The sequence below is a fragment of the Paraburkholderia sp. SIMBA_054 genome, from assembly GCF_046534875.1.
Classification (GTDB): domain Bacteria; phylum Pseudomonadota; class Gammaproteobacteria; order Burkholderiales; family Burkholderiaceae; genus Paraburkholderia; species Paraburkholderia hospita.
This window is the reverse complement of the sequence record NZ_JAWRXV010000001.1, coordinates 65,067-81,575: the sequence shown is the minus strand read 5'-3', so window position 1 is coordinate 81,575 and position 16,509 is coordinate 65,067. Positions and strand designations below refer to the sequence as shown.

The following is a 16,509-nucleotide window of genomic DNA, read 5'->3' as shown; positions in this document are numbered from 1 at the left end:
GTTAGACGCGCCGACAGCCGCGGTTCGGTGAGGAGAGGAACCCCACTGCAATGCTTATCGGTCGATCTGAAGCGTTGTTCAGACTCCGAGCGCTTTTTTTCAGGGATGAATGGGTGGAGGGGCGTGGAATCGGTCGCGGGACGCGTATGCAGCCGCTGGGGTGGCTTCGCGGACGCTGGCCGGACGTCGGGCGGGCACCCAAGGCGCGGTGCCCGCTGCCGTCTTGTTACGGCTATTGAGACGCCTGATCCGCGAAAACAGCACGCGCGGCTGAACTGACGTCTTCCGGTCCGATCTTCGACACATGCTCGCGCAGCGCCCGGACGGCCGCCGCATCGACCGTCTTTTGCAGCACTTCGTCGGCATCTGCGATCGATTTGCCCGACAGGACTTCAATCAGCCGCTCACTGGCACCCGGGAGCACCGTGTAACGGTCACCGGCAAGCGCCGTCAGTCGCGCCGTCACATAGCTCGCCATGTCCTTCTCGTCGGGTACGCCGAACAGGATCTTCTCGGCGAAGCGACCGCCCCGGATGACAGCCGGGTCCAGCCGGTCGAAGTGATTCGTGGCCGCGATGTAGACCACGTCACGCACCCGGCCACCGCCACCGTCCAGCGTGGTCAGAATCATGTTGGTCAGGCTCGCGACGTTCGAATACTGGCGGTTCTGGAGCACGTCATCCGCCTCGTCGATAAACACGATCGCCGGCCGGATGTCGCGGGCTTCCCGCACCAGCTTTTCCCACGAATCAGGCTTGGCCATCATTTCAGCGCCCGTGGTTTTGAGGAACGCAAATTCGCTTTCCTTGGCGAGTGCCATCGCTGCGAGCGTCTTGCCCGTGCCCGGCGGCCCGTAGAACACCAGGCCCGCAGGAATGCGACCACCGATCTTCTCGAGGCTGTGAATGTTCTTCATCTTGAACGCCAGATCACGCAGCACATCGCGCGACTGTTCGGGCATGATGATCTCGTCGATCGACTTCACGTTCTCGGGCAGTTTGCCCCGACGGCCAACCATCGTGCGCATGGCAAGCATCCCCGATTCGAAGCTCACCTTGCCCTCACCGATGATGCCATCGCGGCGCATGTCCTTAAGCTGGCCCCCAAGGGTCGACAGGCGGCTTGCGCTGAACCCTTCCCAGCGCTGCGCGAGACTTGCGACGGCCTCAGGATCGACGGCCCAAAAGCCCAGCGCGCTACCGATGCTCTTTCGCAGGATCGCGACGCGCGCTTCCTGGTCGGGCGCGGGAATCTCGATCTTGTAGTCAAATCGACCTTCCCGGATGCTGGCGGTATCAAGCCGGTCCAGAAAGTTCGTCGCCGCGACCAGCACCACGCGCGTACCGCGCAGGCTCACCGTCTCCGTCAGCATCACATTGGTCAGATCCTGGTCCATGTGATGCGAACCCGAGTCGCGCGGTTTGACGAAGGAATCGTATTCATCGACAAAGAGAACGCACACGCCCACGCGCTTGGCCTGCTCGAACACCGCCTTGACCTTCTGCGGCGTCTCGTTGACGAACTTGGACGCCGTGTCGCCGTAGGCGATCGAGAAGAAAGGCACGTTCAGCTCGCCCGCCAGTGCTTCGGCAAAGAGCGTCTTACCGTTGCCCGGCTCGCCAAAAAGCATCATCCCGTTGCGCTTGTCGCCTTCACCACTCACGACTTCGCGGGCGGCAGACAGCAGGCGCTTCTTCGTCTCTGTCATCCCGACGATATCGGCAAACGTGTAGCGCGCGCGCTGGATCTTGTTGTCGAAGCTGTAGTCCGGCGTAGCGGGCTGCGCAGGCTGCGCCGCTCGCGGAGCGGGTGCAGCGGTGGCTGCACTCGACATCGGTGCTGAACCGGCAGCACCGAACGCACCGCCAAGACGACGTTGTTCGCGGCGATGGCCATAGACCATGCCAATGAACGCCGCGCCCCAGACCATCGATGCGTACATGCTGTACTCATTGAAGGCGAAGAGAACGCGCAGCAGACCCATGCTGAGCAGCACGAAGGCACCTTGAACCCAGTTCCAGTGGGTGCGATTGCGCATCCAGATTGCCCACGAAGCGAAGACGCTGAGGACCAGCAACCCCTGGCTTGCGGGGACGGTCATATGCACGCCGGTATCGAACGAATTGACAAGCGTCACCAGCAGGAGGGCTGCGGGCATCCAGAACAGCGTGCGAAAGAAAAACCGGAAAAACTCAAACATCGAGCACCTCGGACACTTTTTATTTCTGACCGCGATCAACGCTACCCAAGCGGTGCGCTCACGGCCTTGAACTGATTCTGCAACACATTTTATCCGACGCAAGTTTTCAAACCCGCGAGTGGTTGTGAGCAGGGTACCCAGCCTCCGGAGCCAACACGACGCCGCTTAAACGCAAGCCGCGCGACGCGGCGCGTCATCTCGTTCGCTATCCCTCTTCACACGGCGATGCTCTTCCGTTAAGATTCGTTCACTCCTCTGTGAAGAGGCGTCCTCTTTCTTATAGCCGCCGCTGCGGCATGACGTGAAAAGGAGGACGCAGTGCAGATACCTGTACCTGAAACTGGGAACCGTTCCTTTGAGCGCGTTCTCAAGGCAATCGAGCTCGACGAGTTCATCGGCCCGGCGCAAATTTCCAAGTTTGTCGCTCCGAGATCCCGCACGAGTGATGGCGTCGGCTCCTCCGGCGTTATCTATTCCCCCGGAACTTTGCAGCAACGCGATCTCGCGGTTGTGCGAACCCTGTTCGTCCATCCTGATTTCGTCGCGCGCGTCATCATCAACAACCCTGTCTTCGACGTGCTCGAAGCGAGGGTTTATCAATTCCAGAAACAGACCAGCGTTGGCAATTTCGTCTACGGCATTGTCGTGACCGACAGCGCCCGCAATCTGGTCGATTTCTGTCTTGACGCGTCGAGGCAGCAGCAACGACGCGACGTCCTGAAGCCCCTTATCCGTGCGATCTGCACGCCTGAGTCGCTTTACGGCCGCATTCATTAAGTTTCAGTCGCAGTTTTCAAAGCAATTTCATCGGCCCGGCTCGGGCCACATTCACAGAGGAAACAAACCATGTCGAACAAGACGCGTCGAGTGATCGGTATCGTCCGTACACATTGCAACAGCCAGATTGCACGGCTTTTTCAGACCAGCCGTCACGGTGTGGAAGGCCCTGTCTTCGTCTGGGAGGCGGGCACCATCGCTCCGTACAAGCCGACCGTAATCGGCGAGGGCGAGATCAAGGCCGACACCGCAAAGGAGGCCATCTCCCAGTTCCGCAAGATGCTGGCGGAACAGAAAACCATCCCCAACGACAACTTCAAGACGGGCAGCTACCTGTCGCCGCTCCTCGTGCAGTTTCTGCCCAAGGCAAGCGACGACGACGTCTGTGTGCTGCTGCAGGCAACGGGCAACGCACGACTCGTTCGTCCGCCCGTCGCCAGCGCACGCAACGATCAGCCCGAAGCGGTGGCCGCGTGAGCGCGCCCGAACATGCGATCCGCAAGGACGCCAGCGAGGGTGTTGCCCGCGTCCATGACGCGGGGGGTAACCGCGAAGCGCCAGCCATGACACGGTGCGCTACCCGCGATGACGTGCTGAACGTCATCCGCGGAGCGGACGCGCCTGAGCATGATGGTGCAGGCTACCTTCTGCTCATCCAGACCCGCTCCGGATACTTCTTCCGGGGCGCCGTCTGCTCCGCAACGGAGATTGAGGAGAAGGGCCGCGTGGGCATCGAACTCTGGGACGGCAAACCGGATGGAGCAGGGCCGATCGGCGCTGACCTATCCATCGACCTGGATCAGATCGAGCAGGTGGGAATCGAGTGGTAATCACGGACGCGCGGCCAGTACGCGCGTCCTGTGAGCAACTGCCTTTCAAACGGCGTCTATCGCCACATCAACGGAGAAAACATGGCCCACCAGATCACACAACGGCAATCGGGCTTTCACGAAATGGCGTTCCGCGGTCTTACGCCCTGGCATGGTTTGGGGCAAGCGGTTCGTGCTGGCGCTACGATCGAGGAGTGGCAGACTGCCGCCGGCCTCGACTGGCAGGTCCTGCGTGCGCCGGTGCAGTTCGAGCATCAGAAGGTCCACACGTTTCGTGCTCATCACGTGCTGTATCGCAGTGACACGTCGGCGCCAATCAGTATCGTCACTCCGCGCTATCGCGTGCTTCAACCTCGCGACGTTCTCGAGTTCTTCCGCAGCCTCATTGAGGACGCGGGCTTCGAGATCGAGACGGCCGGCTCACTCAACGGCGGAAAGCGTATCTGGGTGCTGGCCCGCACCGGGTTCTCTGGCGAAGTTGTCGCTTCCGACAATGTCACCGGGTACCTTTTGCTAGCGACCAGCTACGACTGCTCGATGTCAACGGTTGCCCAGTTTACGAGTGTCCGCGTCGTTTGCGCGAACACCCTGCAGTTGGCCCTGACAGGTGATACGAGCTGCGCGGTGAAGATCCGCCATAACACGGATTTCGAACCCGAAGTGGTGAAGGGCGCGCTCGGACTCGCAGCCAAGGACGCTTGGGAACTGTTCATGAAGCGTATGCAACTGCTCGCTTCGCTCAAGCTGTCCAACGGCGACTTCAGCCAGATCCTCGGTGATCTGTTGCGCCCGCGTCTATCCGCAGAAAAACGCAAGGACGTAGAGAAGTCCGACGGCTTCCAGAAGGTCATGGCGCTCTTTAACGGACACGGCCGCGGATCGCTCATCGACGGTGTCGAAGGAAGTGGCTGGGGAGCGATCAATGCGATTACCCAGTTCATCGATCATGACATCAGCGCCCGCAGCCGCGAAAACCGGTTGACGAGCGCGTGGTTCGGACAGGGCTCGAAGCTGAAAGAGGAAGCAACGATCAAGCTGCTTGAGCTTGTCTAAGGTGTTTGCCGCCGCGACACACCGTATGTCGCCGGCCATACCCAGCAAACGGTAGTACCGGGGCTCCCTTCCAAGGGAGCTTCATTCTGCCCAGTCCCCTGACTGGTCAGAATGAAGCATCCGATCCTCGAAGCACCCACCCATCCACCCCAGCCTCCGGAGAGCACGTTATGCAACCCGAATGCGACAGTCTGCTTGCCTTGCTCATTACGACCTCGATGCGCGATCAGCCGATCGGCACTTTCATCGATTGTGAGGTGCTTGCAGCGCCGATGGACCCCGACGTGGGCGACGATGCTGGCTGGCGCGCGGCCCGCCTGGGTGTGCAGAGCGGCATCGTGCAGCTAAGCGATGATCGAGGCGCCGGGATCATCAATCACGACCATCAGTTCGGACTCACGTTGTTCGTGCGCCTCCCTGGACGGCAGATCGAACTCGCGCTTGCGGAGCCCAATCGCGTCGATGCGGCGGATCTTGCCCATGTGCGCGCACTCGTGCCGCCCGTCGCGTCGCTCGGTCGGTGAGCGGCCGCTTGCCTACTGCGGCCGCCAGTTTTGCAACGCCGATATTTCGGCATAAGGAGAGTAAATTCATGAACCTGAACCTTCAATCATCGCGGGACAACAAGAGCAGCGAAACGCCCGTGCAATCTGGTGCTCGAGGGCACGGCGGCTCGATAGATCACCGAGCCATGTGCAAACTGCTGGAGGCTGGGCACGCTTCTGATGTGACGTCCTACGCCAGGAGCATCGGGTACGACGGAAAGCGCGCGGTGATCGTGCTGGACGGGAAAGTCATCTCGCATCGGTGGAAAGACTGGTTCCACTTTTGTGAGATGTGCCGCGTGCGGGCGCGTCGACGTCTCCACTGACGCTGCGCAGGCAGTACGTCGAAATCAACCATAAATAAAAGGGGGCGGCCTGTGCCGCCCCCGCCATTTAGTCCGCGTCTCGATCGCGTATTGGTCTTTCGTTGTTCCCTCTGTTATCTCCTCGCCTGTTTCCAGGTGCGTCCGTCTGAGCAGGTGAGAAGCGATCCATCACCAGCCGTAGCCAGCTTTCCAGGCTGTACGCAGGTTGCACCAGGTTCAGGTTTGCGCGTCAGACCGTACCATCCGATACACCCAAATATTAGCGCGGCCGCGAGCATTACCGTGCGAGTAACCATGTTCGTCCCTATAGCCGTTGTGACTCGATTCGACCGGACGCTGGAATGCGTCGCGGCGATGTCTTGCGAAAAGAGATCGCACGCGCGTTATTACCACAGCGAGAACACTCCCACTCGATAACCTCAACGGACATTTGGCGTTGAGGGACTGCAGTGGCCATTCCCCGCGACTTGTAGGTGACTGGATCTGTGTGTCCGAAAACCCTACACAAAAAGCGTCTTAGCATCGGTATTCTCAAATAAGGAATCGTCGTGTGTCGGCGCTTGGCAGACCGCGCAATCAAAGCAGCATGCGCCTGTGGCGGGTCAGGGCAAGTTCACCCATGCACGCACAGCCAGCAGAAAGAGGCAGGTGGATCGGTCGGATGCAATCGATGCTCAACCCAGGGGCCCAGCTGTATGACCACCATCAGCACACATGCGGCGACAAAAATGCGCGGATGACGGGCTAGCAGGGTGTGACGTCTGAGAATTTCATGCTTCTCGGGTTTCGACATCCCGGGTCGCATCTCGTCGCGCGCGGCTCGACGACGACCCACCAACGAAATCGCAAAAAGAGCCGCCGCCGCCAGATGCACGCGACAGCCAAAGGGGAGTGGTCACTCCGACTCATGTTCGCCGCTCCTTGTGGTTCAAAGGCTTCCAATTTCTTTTTATGCGCCGGCACGCACATCTTGTCGCAAGCCAGCGGTCGGGCTGTAGTGACGGGCCGAGCATGGCAACATTCCGTCACTACATACTGATGCTCGACAGACAGCCTACGCGCCACCGTGCTTGATGGAGAACAGCAGCGCTTTCTGATCGCCGGCAGCGGCTGCCTTGCTAACCAGTTCGAGCGCCTTGGCGTGTAACTGCTGATGAGTCAGCGAAGGATCGATCTTCAGGAACCGCTCTGGATGGTCGGACATCATCAACATCCCGACATCGAACATGGCCGTCGGATCCCCGTCTTCGGACTCTTTTTGCAGCAGGCCGGGGTAGTCATCCTGAAAATGAACGGCAAGCCATGTCCCAGCCGCACGGTTTCCCGCCCTCATCGCCGATTCCATCGCCGGGCGGATCTCACGATCCGTCGCTGATTTGGTCCAGTAGTCGACGAGCGGACTCGCGAGATAGGTGAGAACCATGACCCCTAGCGCGAAGCCCATGAGCTTGCCCATCGCCTTAAGCTTTCTTCGCTCCTGCGGATCAGGATTAAAGAGGAGCAGTGTTTTTTCGGGCCATTGGATCGATGCGGCTGCCTGTTCTCGGGCCAAACTGCGCGCATGCGCTTGATTCATTGGATGTCGTCCTGTGTTCGGCTGCCGGCCGTGCGGGGCGCCACGGCGCCGTATGAACCGTTGATACCAGCATGATCACTGCCAGAGAGAGGGGAGGCGATGACCAAGGAAAATTGATCGATTGCTGTCGTCCGACCAGCCTCCCACTGACGTGGCTCCCGAGCTACCGAGACCTCGGTTACCGATCGGACGGATCGATGCTGAGAGGAGACGCAGAGTTATCGAAGAAGGAAAGTGACTTCGACTCCCGAAGCGCGCCGCAAAGAGGCGGCAACGCGAGGTCTCGTTCAGACTTTCCGCCGGGCGTCCAGCCTCGTGGCGTCGTTTCGGCGCGCGCGACCAGACGCGTCTCGCGCACCTGGCGCGGCGTGTAGACGTAGACGAACGACCACTCGGACAGATCGCCGAGTGCTGCGAGGTGCTCCCGTGTTGCAGGGAAGCCGTCGACGACGACGCGTGGCAACGTCGTGATGTATTCGACGAGCCTGTCGACCGCCCGGGGTGCGAGAGGTGTGCCAGGTTCGTGTCGTGCGAGTTCGAATAGCAGTTTGCCGGGAATGTCAGCGGGGCGCCGATGGCGCTTGACCAGCCGTGCCAGCGTGCCAATGCTCAGATGCTTGTAGCCTTGCGCGGTCATCGCGCGACCAAGCGAGCTTTTGCCCGAGCCGTGCGGGCCAATCAGAAACGTCCGGGGACCGAAGCGCGAGTCCATCAGCTATTCCCGGACATCACCGTGCCGAAGGGCGCGACGATCTTGTGCTCAACGCTGACGCCGCGGAAGATGTGTTCGCGGTAGTACTCATCGCGCGCCGTCTTGAACTGGTCTCGCAAACCCTCGAGCGACATGATCTGGCTGTCCAGCATCTGTTGTACGGGCGGTGCAATTGGACCGCTTTGCTTGAGCGTGTCGTAGAGCGTCTCGAGTGATTCGCCAAGACAGCTGAGCGCGTCACATAATCTTTCGTACGTCCATTCTGACGGTTTCGGTGCTTTTTGTGCTTTTGGTGGCTTTGTTGCTTTTGTTGCTTCTGTTGCTTCTGGTGTTTTTGTAGCTGCTGTCATGGTGGCCCCCCGTGATCTGCATGCGCTATTTCTGTGGAAAACAAAAGCGGTCGTCAACCGCGCTTGAGCGTCGCGCCTTGCAGAAGACCTCTCGTATCTCTTTCGTTAGATTGCCGCCGCCGACCTGTCGGACCTGATCGGCGTGACGGAATAGGGTGAAGCCCCAAAATGCGAAGACGAGAACGACTGCAACCAGCCGTCCACGTCTGAAGATCGCGAGATAGGAACCCACGGGTCACCGTGACGCCGGCAGTCGATCAGGCCGTCAGCGGCATGATGTTGCCGCGGATCGGGCCAGCCGATTCGAGTGCGCCGAACTGGATCTCGCCGTCGATCGAACCGTAGTTCAGCAGCAGATCCGTCACCTTCGCCGCGCCTTCGAAGGTGCCGAGGTTGTAGAGCTTCTTGCATTCGATGCGCGCCGTAACGTGCGTGCCTTCGGCGATGATGACGGTTTGGCCCGGCGCCTTGATTACGCCCTTCGACGCGTTCAGGCTTTCGCGGATGTGCACGCCGTGAGCGAACACCATCGTGCCTTCGAATTGCGGGATTCCGACGAGCGCGCTGCGGACATTTTCGAGTTCGTGATCGATGTAGAGCTGACCGCCGTCCGTCTGCTTGAAGCGCTCCATCATCGTCTTGAAGATGTTGGGGAGCAGGCGCGCCGAAGTGCGATGTGCGGATTCGCGATCGAACGGCGCAGCTTCTTCGGCGGTGCGCTCGATCTGGTCGTCGTCTTCGCGGCGGTTGAAGCTGGTAACGCTGGCGAGGGGGGTGTTCATGGTCAGGTTCCTGGTGTGAGGAGATCAGTAAGCGGCGAATTTGCCGCGGGAGGTTGTGAAGCCGCCGCCGTCGTGATTGACGCTCAGCAACTTCGATCCATCGGGCAGCGGCTGTCCGATCGAAATCTGTTTCATCTGTCCGTCGACCCGAACGACGATGGAGTCGTCGGTATGCGTCACAACGGAGAAAGAAGGTCTTGCGGGCCCCGACGATACGGCGGGCGCCTCTGCTGCCGGGCGCCGCGGCTGGTTCACAGTCAACGGCACGGGCGCGTCCGGGTCATCGTCCTGACCGGCACCCTGTTGCTGCGTGTCGGCTGGCGCGCTTTGCTGAAGCAGCACGAGGTCCCCGCTGACGCGCGTGTTGGGTTGCTGTGCCTGCTGCGCAGGCTGGGCCGGCTGCGAAGTCTGTGCCGTGGGCGCGGGGTGCTCTGTCGGATGTGCGACACGGTTTGCCTGACGGTTATCCGTAGCAGCGCGCGCCTCTGGCTTCTTCTCCGGAGTGGGTTTTTCTTTCCGCTCCGGCTGCACTACCACTTCCTTCACTTCCGGCTTGCTCATCAGAACGACGTCGTCGTCCTGTTGCGGGTCCGCGTCCGGCTCACTGAAGGGCGCGTGAACGGTGAGGGTCACAGGTGCGGTAGTCGATGGCACATACGTCGACGCCATGCCAGCGGGCAGAGGTCCATCGGCCGGCATCGGCAGATACGAACCAGGGCCGCGGCGGTAGTATGGAGGTACGTATGCTGGGGTCTGCGATGGCGACTGTGTCTGGGCCTCAGGCGAACCAGCGGTCCCACTCGCTGCAGCGGCGGGGCCGGCAGCCGGGGAATACTGGACTGGCGCCGCTTCATGATGTGCGACGGTAGCTTGAGCCGGTTCCGTGCTTTCATCTTCGACCGGCCGCCAGGGGGTCAGGAAATGCGGTAACGCAAAGTGCACCGAATGCGCAATGGCGCGCACGTCGACGTGAACGAACCGGGAGACACCTGCAGCGCAAAGCAGCGTGACCACAGCGACAGCAATCAGCTTGGGGACGAAATAGACGGCCCTGCGGATCCCTTCGCCAGACCCCTTTAGACTTTTGCCAATTGCACGCGGCAGAGTAGTACCGACACGTCCGAGACTCGAAAAGAGAGCGACGGGATCGAAGCGAAGCGTGGCCAGCTTGAAGTTGATCGCATAACGCAGTCGCTGCGTGAACGAGAACTCAATGCCTTCGTTGGACAATCCATCACGACTCACGCGCTGGTTCTTGCCTTCGAACTCCAGAAAGCTTGCGCCCGGCGCGTGACGGCGTATGCGCAGACGGCGGGCCGGCACGGCAGTAAAGCCGTCGTTCGAAGTGTGCCGCGTGAAGAAAAGTTCGGAGTCCATGGATGCCAAAGATAGGCGACTTTGGCACTTCCGTGGGGTTGGAATGTAAATGAAAAAAACCCGCTTTTTAAGCTTGCGGAAAGCCTCGCGATATGGCGAGACTTGAGCGGAAGAGACGTGCCCACGAGTGGGCTAGACCAACCTCGATATCCATGATGCCGGAGCGGTCCCACCAGCCATTGCCGACCAGTATGATCGGGCGCCCATAGTCAAGGTGATAGATGGGCAATGATGTGCTCGCCTCGAAGCAGACGAGCAGAGAATACGGATTGCCCGAAATATTTGCAACCTTGTGCAGCGCGCTCCAGTGCGGTCGCAGCCCCGGTTCGATCACAGGGATGGGCTGTATGGCGGGATAAAACACCCGCTGGGGCAAAAGCCAGACCCCTTTCTGGAAGGCGTCGTTGCCTGGTACGTGAGCCACACCGCCAGCGACGAGCGTTGCACCATCAGGAATCCCCAGGATGCTGATCTGTCCAGCAGTCGGAAAACCCAGCACGTTCTCGGGCAGCACAACAGTTCTCGCGCCTTGCTGGAACGTACCGCGAACCGCAGGTGCATACCGCACACCGGCGAGAATGCTTTTCGCGAGATTATCTGGGGGCTGCGGAACTCTCATCGAAAGCGCTGCGATGCTGGACGGCGGGGGAGGCGACAGGAGATAGTGAACGTTGAGCGCTAGCGCGATAGCCGCAGGCGCCAGCACCGGCACAACGCGTAGAGACCGGACAGCCTCAACGATGCTCGCTGCGCACCAGACAATCAGCAGCACGCCGAGCACGCCCGTCTCCGGATAAAACCAGCCCGCCGCCGAGAGCGGGGGCGCCACAAAGGTGAACCCGAGGAAAGGCAGCGATAGCATCGCAAACACCCACGACGACATGGCGAGGCTTCCCTTGACGCATCGGGGTGGCGTCCCAACCAGTGCCGCGACGAACGCGTAGCCCAACCAGATCGTCGCCGCAAGCGCAAAGCCGGATCCCACGTCGATCACGGCAAGCGGGATCTTCACGCCCACGCCGAGAAAGAAAACAAACACATACCACGGTGCGCCCAGGCCATCGCGGCGTTGCAGCCAGACCAGCAATGGCAGTATCACGAACGGCAACCCAGAGAATGGCGGATGTGACGTGAGGTGACCTGCGAGCGCGAGTGCCGCGACCGTTGCGATGGTGCGATAGGTTTTCATGCGGCGAGAGTAGCAGTGCTGCCAGGCGCGGCTTTCCACAAAAACAGCGTATGAGAACGGGTGATTCTGGCGTGGCCGCCTCAACCATAGAGTCCCGTGTACGTTTCAATTCACACCACGGATCTGTGTTTTGGCGTGCTTCGCGCGCTATTTTTCCTTAAAAATCAATGCCCCTTTGTCCCACTGTGGGACAACGTACATACAGGGGCGATTCGGTCGTCACCATGAGACGGCTCTCAAACCGCGTTCTCCGTCGTTGCTTTTCAGTGCATCCGCTCTGCGCCCTGGATATAGAGTGGCTGTACTTTCTCACTCAGCAACAGAGCATGGACTTCGAAACCAAGGTTAAGGAAACCCTCATACACGCTGGCTTCCGGCACAAGAATGCAATCGTCAGTGTCCGGAGCACGGGTAACGGCGTGGACACTACCCGTCGCGCTGCCTGGTTCGCGTATGAAGTCACATGGAAGAAGCCTCCGTCGCCGGCGCTGCTTCACCACCTGAAAAATCTCACGCCCCTGATGCCTGACATACAGGCATACGCGTCCGATGTAGATCGCATCAATCTGGTGGTTGCGAGCGCCGGTGCGACGAATGATGAATGAAACGCCGTGATATTCCGCGCATTTCGGGCGCGGTGTACCGACATCCTTGAGGAACCACCACCTCAAGGACTCAAAATGTCTGAAATCCTCCCCGAAGGCTCCATCACCAACATCCTCGCCAGGGAACTCGGCACCGAACCGCCCGAGGCGGGCCAAGCCACCAATGGCCAGCGCGATCCCGCTGCAGGCGACGAGGCGGAACAGGTCTACAACGAGCTGAAGGGCGCATATCTCGCGTCCGGCAGCGATCTCGAAGCCGGCATCAAAATGCCGGCCGTGCAACGCAGGGAAGGAAACGACGCAGAGCTGACGCAGGAAGAGATCCGCGCCCTGCGCGACAAGTTGATGGCACGCGCTGCGAAGCAGCGTAAGCAGGGTGTCGCCAATCTCAAGCGCTCGGAGGCCGGCGTTGCGGCGTTGGAATTCACGGCGCGCATCAAGAGCCGCGGTCTCTCGTCGGCGTTTCAGCGCTGGTTCAGCGCGATCGATCAGTGCGCGGGCAACCTGCAACGCCGCGGCGAGATGCTGCTGGGCGACAAGGCGGCGCTGCTGATCGACTCGCTCACCACTCAGATCGAGCACGTCGAGAAGGAAGCTCTCGCGGAAGTGAGCCGTGTGGGGCATCTCGTGAAGCAGGCGAAAGAAAACGACATCTCGAACATGTTCGTCGAGCCGCGCATCAGCACGCCGGCGCTGGAAATGGACGTGGCGATCCATTCGAAGCTCGGCATGCGGCTCTATCGCGCGCTGCGTAACTACGACGATGCGCTGGAAATGATGAACGTCCTCGTCTGGAATGACGAAATGGATGAAGACGCACAGAAGACGCAGGAATTTGACTACAAGAAGTCGTTCGGCGGCCTGTACCGCTTCGCGGCGCGCACCAACATCAACATCTACTCGCGCTTCACGAAGCGCCGCGCAGCGACGCCGCGCCCGGCAAACGACGCTGGAGCCCCGGCGCCAGAGCAGGAACCTCTGGACAAGGCTGCCTGACCATGACGGCCGACGTACTCGCCGGCCTGAATGATGACCAGCTTGCGGTCGCGACCTGCGACCGCAACGCCATCGTCATCGCTGGACCGGGCTCTGGAAAGACCAGCACACTCGCGAAGAAGGCCACGCGCATTCTGTCGGATCCAACGCGTCGGCTCGCGGCTGTAACCTTCACGCGCGAGGCCGCGCTGGAGCTGCGCGAGCGGATCGTGAAGCTTGCGGGCGTGGAATGCGCTCCGCGCCTGCTGGTCGGGACATTTCACTCGACAATGCAGAGCATGTCGTTTCCCCACCTTCTTCGAAAAAGCCGGTTCTCCACGGATATCATGGCGAACGCCCGATCGGGCTTCGGCAAGAAAAACTGGACGCTCGTGAAGGAGCCGGTACGACGGTCCTACATCATGCGCGCGATGGCCGATCTTGGGCTCGACCTGGAGCTCGAGGAAGCCTCGCGGGTTATCGAGCAGGTGAAGTCTGGCGCGCCAGCGCCGGAGGCTGTGCTGGAAGATCTGGCACACGCGTACGTGGACATCATGCAGCGAAACAACGTCATCGACTTCCAGGACATCCTGCTGAAGACGATCCAGGGCCTTCGGGAGGGCCACGTATCGCCGCTGAACGTGACCGATCTGTTCATCGACGAGTATCAGGATACCGACCTCGTGCAGTTCAACTGGGCGGCCGAACACCACAAGGCCCAGATTCGCATGACGGCAGTCGGTGACGACGACCAGTCGATCTACGGTTTCCGGAACGCGCTCGGATACGAAGGGATGTTGCGATTCGCGAAATCCTTCGGTGCCGACCAGCTGATGCTCGGGCGAAACTACCGCAGCCATGAGGAAATCCTTGGCCCGGCTGTGAATGTCATCCGCAACAACCAAGGTCGAATTGACAAGCATCTTGTCGCGCACAAGGGCTCTGGCGGACACGCCCAGTGGCAGACATACGGCACGCGCATCGACGAGGCAAACGCAGCCGCCACCTATGGGTTTGACGCGTTGCGGGCTGGTGCGAGCGTTGGCATCCTCGCCCGAACGAACCGGCGGCTGGACGAAGTTGAATCACAGCTATCCCATCGCGGCATCCCGTATCGGCGCCCACCTGGCGAATCCATCCTCAACCGGATAGAGGTCGCTACGTTCGGAACCGCGCTTGAAGCCATCATTGAGCCCACCGCCCAGTCGATCGATACCTTGCTCTCATGGAATGGTGTCGGCGAAGAGGACCTTCGCGGCATCAAGCGTGCATTCAACGGCTCCATGGTCACGGGTGGCCCGAACGACTTCAAGCGATTTAACATCTCGGACGATGGCAAATCGCGCTGGCAATCGTTCGTCAAGCTTTTTACCGGCTGGCAGCAAAACATGGCTGCGGGCACCGAAAACCTGTTGATCCACGGCGTGTACGAGTGGCTACTGGTCGGCGCGCTCGACAACAGGGCCAAAAAGATGCTCGAGATCGCCAAGGAGATCTATCAGCCGCGACGCGCCGAGCATGGCCGCCCGGCTCAAACGATCAAGGAGCGACTGAAGTCAATCAAACTCGCGGCGGAAGAGCGCAAGCAGCAGGAAGATTCCAAAGAGACCGTGGTCGAGCTGATGACCGCGCACGGATCGAAAGGCCTTGAATTCGACCGCGTGTGGATCATCGGCGCGGAAGAGGGCACGTTCCCTGCGAAGGACGGTGCGCTGGAGGAAGAGCGACGTCTCTTCTACGTTGCCATGACGCGTGCGCGCAAGAATCTGGTCATTTCAACCGGGGGCGGCAGTCCGCCGAGCCTCTTTATCGCGGAAAGCGGCATTGCACGAGTCTACGCCAAGGAAGAAGCCGAAGCCGCTGCGTGAGCGGATGCCCACGGTCGCAGCACACATCGATGCGCTGCGACTCGCGCATGGACAGCAGGCCGTCGACGATCGCCTTCGGCGCGCAGCCAACGGCGAGCCGGCCTTTTACGCACGGGAAGGGCCACACGAATTCGGCACCCTGATGCCGACCCTGGCCCCATGGGTTGCGGCGCTTGATGAGGCTTTCAACGGTGAATTCTCTATCGTTGCCGCGGAGATAGGCCCCGACCTCCCATCCGTAACACGTTCCGAATTCACCGCTTCAGCCGCCCAAATGGAAGGGCGTCGCTTCTGCGACGGATGCGATGGATCCTGCGTCGGCACAGCAAAACGCTGCAGTGAAACGGCGGCCCGCCTGGCTATGCGCAAGGCGCGCACGGTCCGGGAACACTCTGAATTGTGGGCGTCGCCCGCTATCGTGCAACCGGTCGAAGCCGCTGCGCCCGATATGGACGATCTCGTGTGGAAAAGTGATCTGGATGCTACGGACGCGCTAAAGAGTCGGCTGACAAGCTCGGCGGACGCCGCGCGAGTAAGTCCTGTCCAAACCGCCCGTTGTCATGGCACTCGCTCCACGCTTGAAAACGACCGATAACCCGATCGCCCATGAAATGCAAAGGGCTGCACGAAGCAGCCCCGTTCGACGATCCACCACGAACCGCGCATTAGCCGATTTCAAGCTCCTCGGCCATCTCGGCAGCCGTCTTGGGCACGAAGCCAGCCGAAAACTGCTTGATGCCCAGGAGGGCGAGGGTGACAGGCTCCAGCAACTTCTCGCGCTTGTCCCGGTCAAGGTTCCCGTTGAATTCGCTCATGTATAACTTGGTGCATGCAATATCAGCGCGGACCAGGCACTTGTAGATAACAGAGGCCGCGGGAGACACGAGCCGGAGGCCGAAACTGATGCCCGGGAACACTTCTTCGTTGATCGCGCCTTCGTAGTACTCCGTGTCGGCCTCAAGCATGTCGACGCAGTACGAGAGTTCGTCAAGCAACTCCTTGAGCCTTCGCTTCTTGTTCAACGCGCGGCCCTCCCTTGAATTGACGGAGAGATAGAGCTGGCTTGTGACGAAGTTGAACTCCCGGACCACCCAGCGACGGATGCGCGGCGATCGGACACGCACCTGCACCTCCACATCCGTGTTGGTGCGGATTTCCTGGATCCTTGCCTGGTTCTTCGGCTCGGTCAGAAGTACTTTCGAAGTCGTCATTGTCTGTGGTGTTGACCTTTCCCGGCGCTGAAGTCGATCGGATGAATACGGCACGCCGCTTTTCACCACACTGGCCCGAGCCGGGGAGTGTGCCGCACCGCTAGGCGGCGCTGACACGAACATGCCAAAAGTG

At 60.4% G+C, this 16,509-nt stretch carries 18 protein-coding genes; 10 read left to right on the top strand and 8 right to left on the bottom strand.

Annotation, left to right across the window (positions count from 1 at the left end; all coding sequences use genetic code 11):
• Nucleotides 1-232: 232 nt before the first annotated feature.
• Nucleotides 233-2,200 carry an AAA family ATPase gene (locus SB822_RS00395; RefSeq protein WP_410853628.1) on the bottom strand — a complete coding sequence of 656 codons (1,968 nt, stop codon included), beginning with the start codon at nucleotides 2,198-2,200 and terminating at the stop codon, nucleotides 233-235.
• A 318-nt stretch (nucleotides 2,201-2,518) separates the two neighbouring features.
• Here SB822_RS00395 and SB822_RS00390 point away from each other — a divergent pair, with 318 nt between their 5' ends.
• The 6 genes from SB822_RS00390 (at nucleotide 2,519) to SB822_RS00365 (ending at nucleotide 5,731) form a co-directional block, all read left to right on the top strand.
• A complete protein-coding gene (locus SB822_RS00390; protein ID WP_410853627.1) occupies nucleotides 2,519-2,977 on the top strand; it encodes a hypothetical protein in 459 nt (152 codons plus the stop codon).
• A gap of 69 nt (nucleotides 2,978-3,046) precedes the next feature.
• On the top strand, nucleotides 3,047-3,454 hold the full coding sequence (locus SB822_RS00385) for a hypothetical protein (protein ID WP_410853626.1): 408 nt from the start codon (nucleotides 3,047-3,049) through the stop codon (nucleotides 3,452-3,454).
• Nucleotides 3,451-3,807, top strand: a complete 357-nt coding sequence (locus SB822_RS00380) for a hypothetical protein (RefSeq protein ID WP_410853625.1) — start codon at nucleotides 3,451-3,453, stop codon at nucleotides 3,805-3,807. The genes SB822_RS00385 and SB822_RS00380 overlap by 4 nt, the downstream gene beginning before the upstream one ends.
• A gap of 81 nt (nucleotides 3,808-3,888) precedes the next feature.
• Nucleotides 3,889-4,860: a DUF932 domain-containing protein gene (locus tag SB822_RS00375; protein ID WP_410853624.1), complete on the top strand. Its 972-nt coding sequence runs from the start codon at nucleotides 3,889-3,891 to the stop codon at nucleotides 4,858-4,860.
• 170 nt (nucleotides 4,861-5,030) lie between these two features.
• A complete protein-coding gene (locus SB822_RS00370; protein ID WP_410853623.1) occupies nucleotides 5,031-5,384 on the top strand; it encodes a hypothetical protein in 354 nt (117 codons plus the stop codon).
• 68 nt (nucleotides 5,385-5,452) lie between these two features.
• Entirely contained in the window at nucleotides 5,453-5,731 is a 279-nt protein-coding gene (locus SB822_RS00365) for a hypothetical protein (protein ID WP_410853622.1), read from the top strand.
• Between the two features lie 1,054 nt (nucleotides 5,732-6,785).
• On the opposite strand, the gene SB822_RS00360 is transcribed toward SB822_RS00365, so the two are convergent.
• The 6 genes from SB822_RS00360 to SB822_RS00335 form a co-directional block, all read right to left on the bottom strand.
• On the bottom strand, nucleotides 6,786-7,307 hold the full coding sequence (locus SB822_RS00360; RefSeq protein WP_410853621.1) for a hypothetical protein: 522 nt from the start codon (nucleotides 7,305-7,307) through the stop codon (nucleotides 6,786-6,788).
• 178 nt (nucleotides 7,308-7,485) lie between these two features.
• Nucleotides 7,486-8,019, bottom strand: a complete 534-nt coding sequence (locus SB822_RS00355; protein WP_410853620.1) for a hypothetical protein — start codon at nucleotides 8,017-8,019, stop codon at nucleotides 7,486-7,488.
• Nucleotides 8,019-8,369, bottom strand: coding sequence for a hypothetical protein (locus SB822_RS00350; protein ID WP_410853619.1), 351 nt, complete (start codon nucleotides 8,367-8,369; stop codon nucleotides 8,019-8,021). The genes SB822_RS00355 and SB822_RS00350 overlap by 1 nt, the downstream gene beginning before the upstream one ends.
• 257 nt (nucleotides 8,370-8,626) lie before the next feature.
• Complete coding sequence (locus SB822_RS00345) at nucleotides 8,627-9,151, bottom strand: polymer-forming cytoskeletal protein (RefSeq protein ID WP_410853618.1); 525 nt, start codon at nucleotides 9,149-9,151, stop codon at nucleotides 8,627-8,629.
• A gap of 24 nt (nucleotides 9,152-9,175) precedes the next feature.
• Nucleotides 9,176-10,528 (bottom strand): hypothetical protein, encoded by a 1,353-nt coding sequence (locus SB822_RS00340; protein ID WP_410853617.1) that lies wholly within the window; start codon nucleotides 10,526-10,528, stop codon nucleotides 9,176-9,178.
• Nucleotides 10,529-10,595: 67 nt separating this feature from the next.
• A complete protein-coding gene (locus tag SB822_RS00335) occupies nucleotides 10,596-11,717 on the bottom strand; it encodes a hypothetical protein (protein WP_410853616.1) in 1,122 nt (373 codons plus the stop codon).
• A gap of 326 nt (nucleotides 11,718-12,043) precedes the next feature.
• Between SB822_RS00335 and SB822_RS00330 the strand changes: the two genes are divergently transcribed.
• The 4 genes from SB822_RS00330 to SB822_RS00315 all read left to right on the top strand — a co-directional run bounded on the left by SB822_RS00330 (nucleotide 12,044) and on the right by SB822_RS00315 (nucleotide 15,760).
• Nucleotides 12,044-12,322, top strand: coding sequence for a hypothetical protein (locus SB822_RS00330; protein WP_410853615.1), 279 nt, complete (start codon nucleotides 12,044-12,046; stop codon nucleotides 12,320-12,322).
• 75 nt (nucleotides 12,323-12,397) lie between these two features.
• The gene (locus SB822_RS00325) at nucleotides 12,398-13,318 is read left to right on the top strand and encodes a hypothetical protein (RefSeq protein ID WP_410853614.1); all 921 of its coding nucleotides are present in this window, start codon (nucleotides 12,398-12,400) and stop codon (nucleotides 13,316-13,318) included.
• 2 nt (nucleotides 13,319-13,320) lie between these two features.
• Nucleotides 13,321-15,165 (top strand): ATP-dependent helicase, encoded by a 1,845-nt coding sequence (locus SB822_RS00320; protein WP_410853613.1) that lies wholly within the window; start codon nucleotides 13,321-13,323, stop codon nucleotides 15,163-15,165.
• The gene (locus tag SB822_RS00315) at nucleotides 15,122-15,760 is read left to right on the top strand and encodes a hypothetical protein (RefSeq protein ID WP_410854085.1); all 639 of its coding nucleotides are present in this window, start codon (nucleotides 15,122-15,124) and stop codon (nucleotides 15,758-15,760) included. The genes SB822_RS00320 and SB822_RS00315 overlap by 44 nt, the downstream gene beginning before the upstream one ends.
• 70 nt (nucleotides 15,761-15,830) lie before the next feature.
• Here the strand turns inward: SB822_RS00315 and SB822_RS00310 are convergent, their stop codons facing one another.
• Entirely contained in the window at nucleotides 15,831-16,376 is a 546-nt protein-coding gene (locus tag SB822_RS00310; protein ID WP_410853612.1) for a hypothetical protein, read from the bottom strand.
• Nucleotides 16,377-16,509: the final 133 nt, after the last annotated feature.

Coding starts and splice junctions, on each gene's coding strand:
- SB822_RS00320 (WP_410853613.1), top strand. CDS start 13,321: ATGACGGCCGACGTACTCGCCGGCCTGAATGATGACCAGCTTGCGGTC.
- SB822_RS00370 (WP_410853623.1), top strand. CDS start 5,031: ATGCAACCCGAATGCGACAGTCTGCTTGCCTTGCTCATTACGACCTCG.
- SB822_RS00365 (WP_410853622.1), top strand. CDS start 5,453: ATGAACCTGAACCTTCAATCATCGCGGGACAACAAGAGCAGCGAAACG.
- SB822_RS00350 (WP_410853619.1), bottom strand. CDS start 8,369: ATGACAGCAGCTACAAAAACACCAGAAGCAACAGAAGCAACAAAAGCA.
- SB822_RS00330 (WP_410853615.1), top strand. CDS start 12,044: ATGGACTTCGAAACCAAGGTTAAGGAAACCCTCATACACGCTGGCTTC.
- SB822_RS00340 (WP_410853617.1), bottom strand. CDS start 10,528: ATGGACTCCGAACTTTTCTTCACGCGGCACACTTCGAACGACGGCTTT.
- SB822_RS00355 (WP_410853620.1), bottom strand. CDS start 8,019: ATGGACTCGCGCTTCGGTCCCCGGACGTTTCTGATTGGCCCGCACGGC.
- SB822_RS00345 (WP_410853618.1), bottom strand. CDS start 9,151: ATGAACACCCCCCTCGCCAGCGTTACCAGCTTCAACCGCCGCGAAGAC.
- SB822_RS00385 (WP_410853626.1), top strand. CDS start 3,047: ATGTCGAACAAGACGCGTCGAGTGATCGGTATCGTCCGTACACATTGC.
- SB822_RS00360 (WP_410853621.1), bottom strand. CDS start 7,307: ATGAATCAAGCGCATGCGCGCAGTTTGGCCCGAGAACAGGCAGCCGCA.
- SB822_RS00325 (WP_410853614.1), top strand. CDS start 12,398: ATGTCTGAAATCCTCCCCGAAGGCTCCATCACCAACATCCTCGCCAGG.
- SB822_RS00310 (WP_410853612.1), bottom strand. CDS start 16,376: ATGACGACTTCGAAAGTACTTCTGACCGAGCCGAAGAACCAGGCAAGG.
- SB822_RS00335 (WP_410853616.1), bottom strand. CDS start 11,717: ATGAAAACCTATCGCACCATCGCAACGGTCGCGGCACTCGCGCTCGCA.
- SB822_RS00375 (WP_410853624.1), top strand. CDS start 3,889: ATGGCCCACCAGATCACACAACGGCAATCGGGCTTTCACGAAATGGCG.
- SB822_RS00395 (WP_410853628.1), bottom strand. CDS start 2,200: ATGTTTGAGTTTTTCCGGTTTTTCTTTCGCACGCTGTTCTGGATGCCC.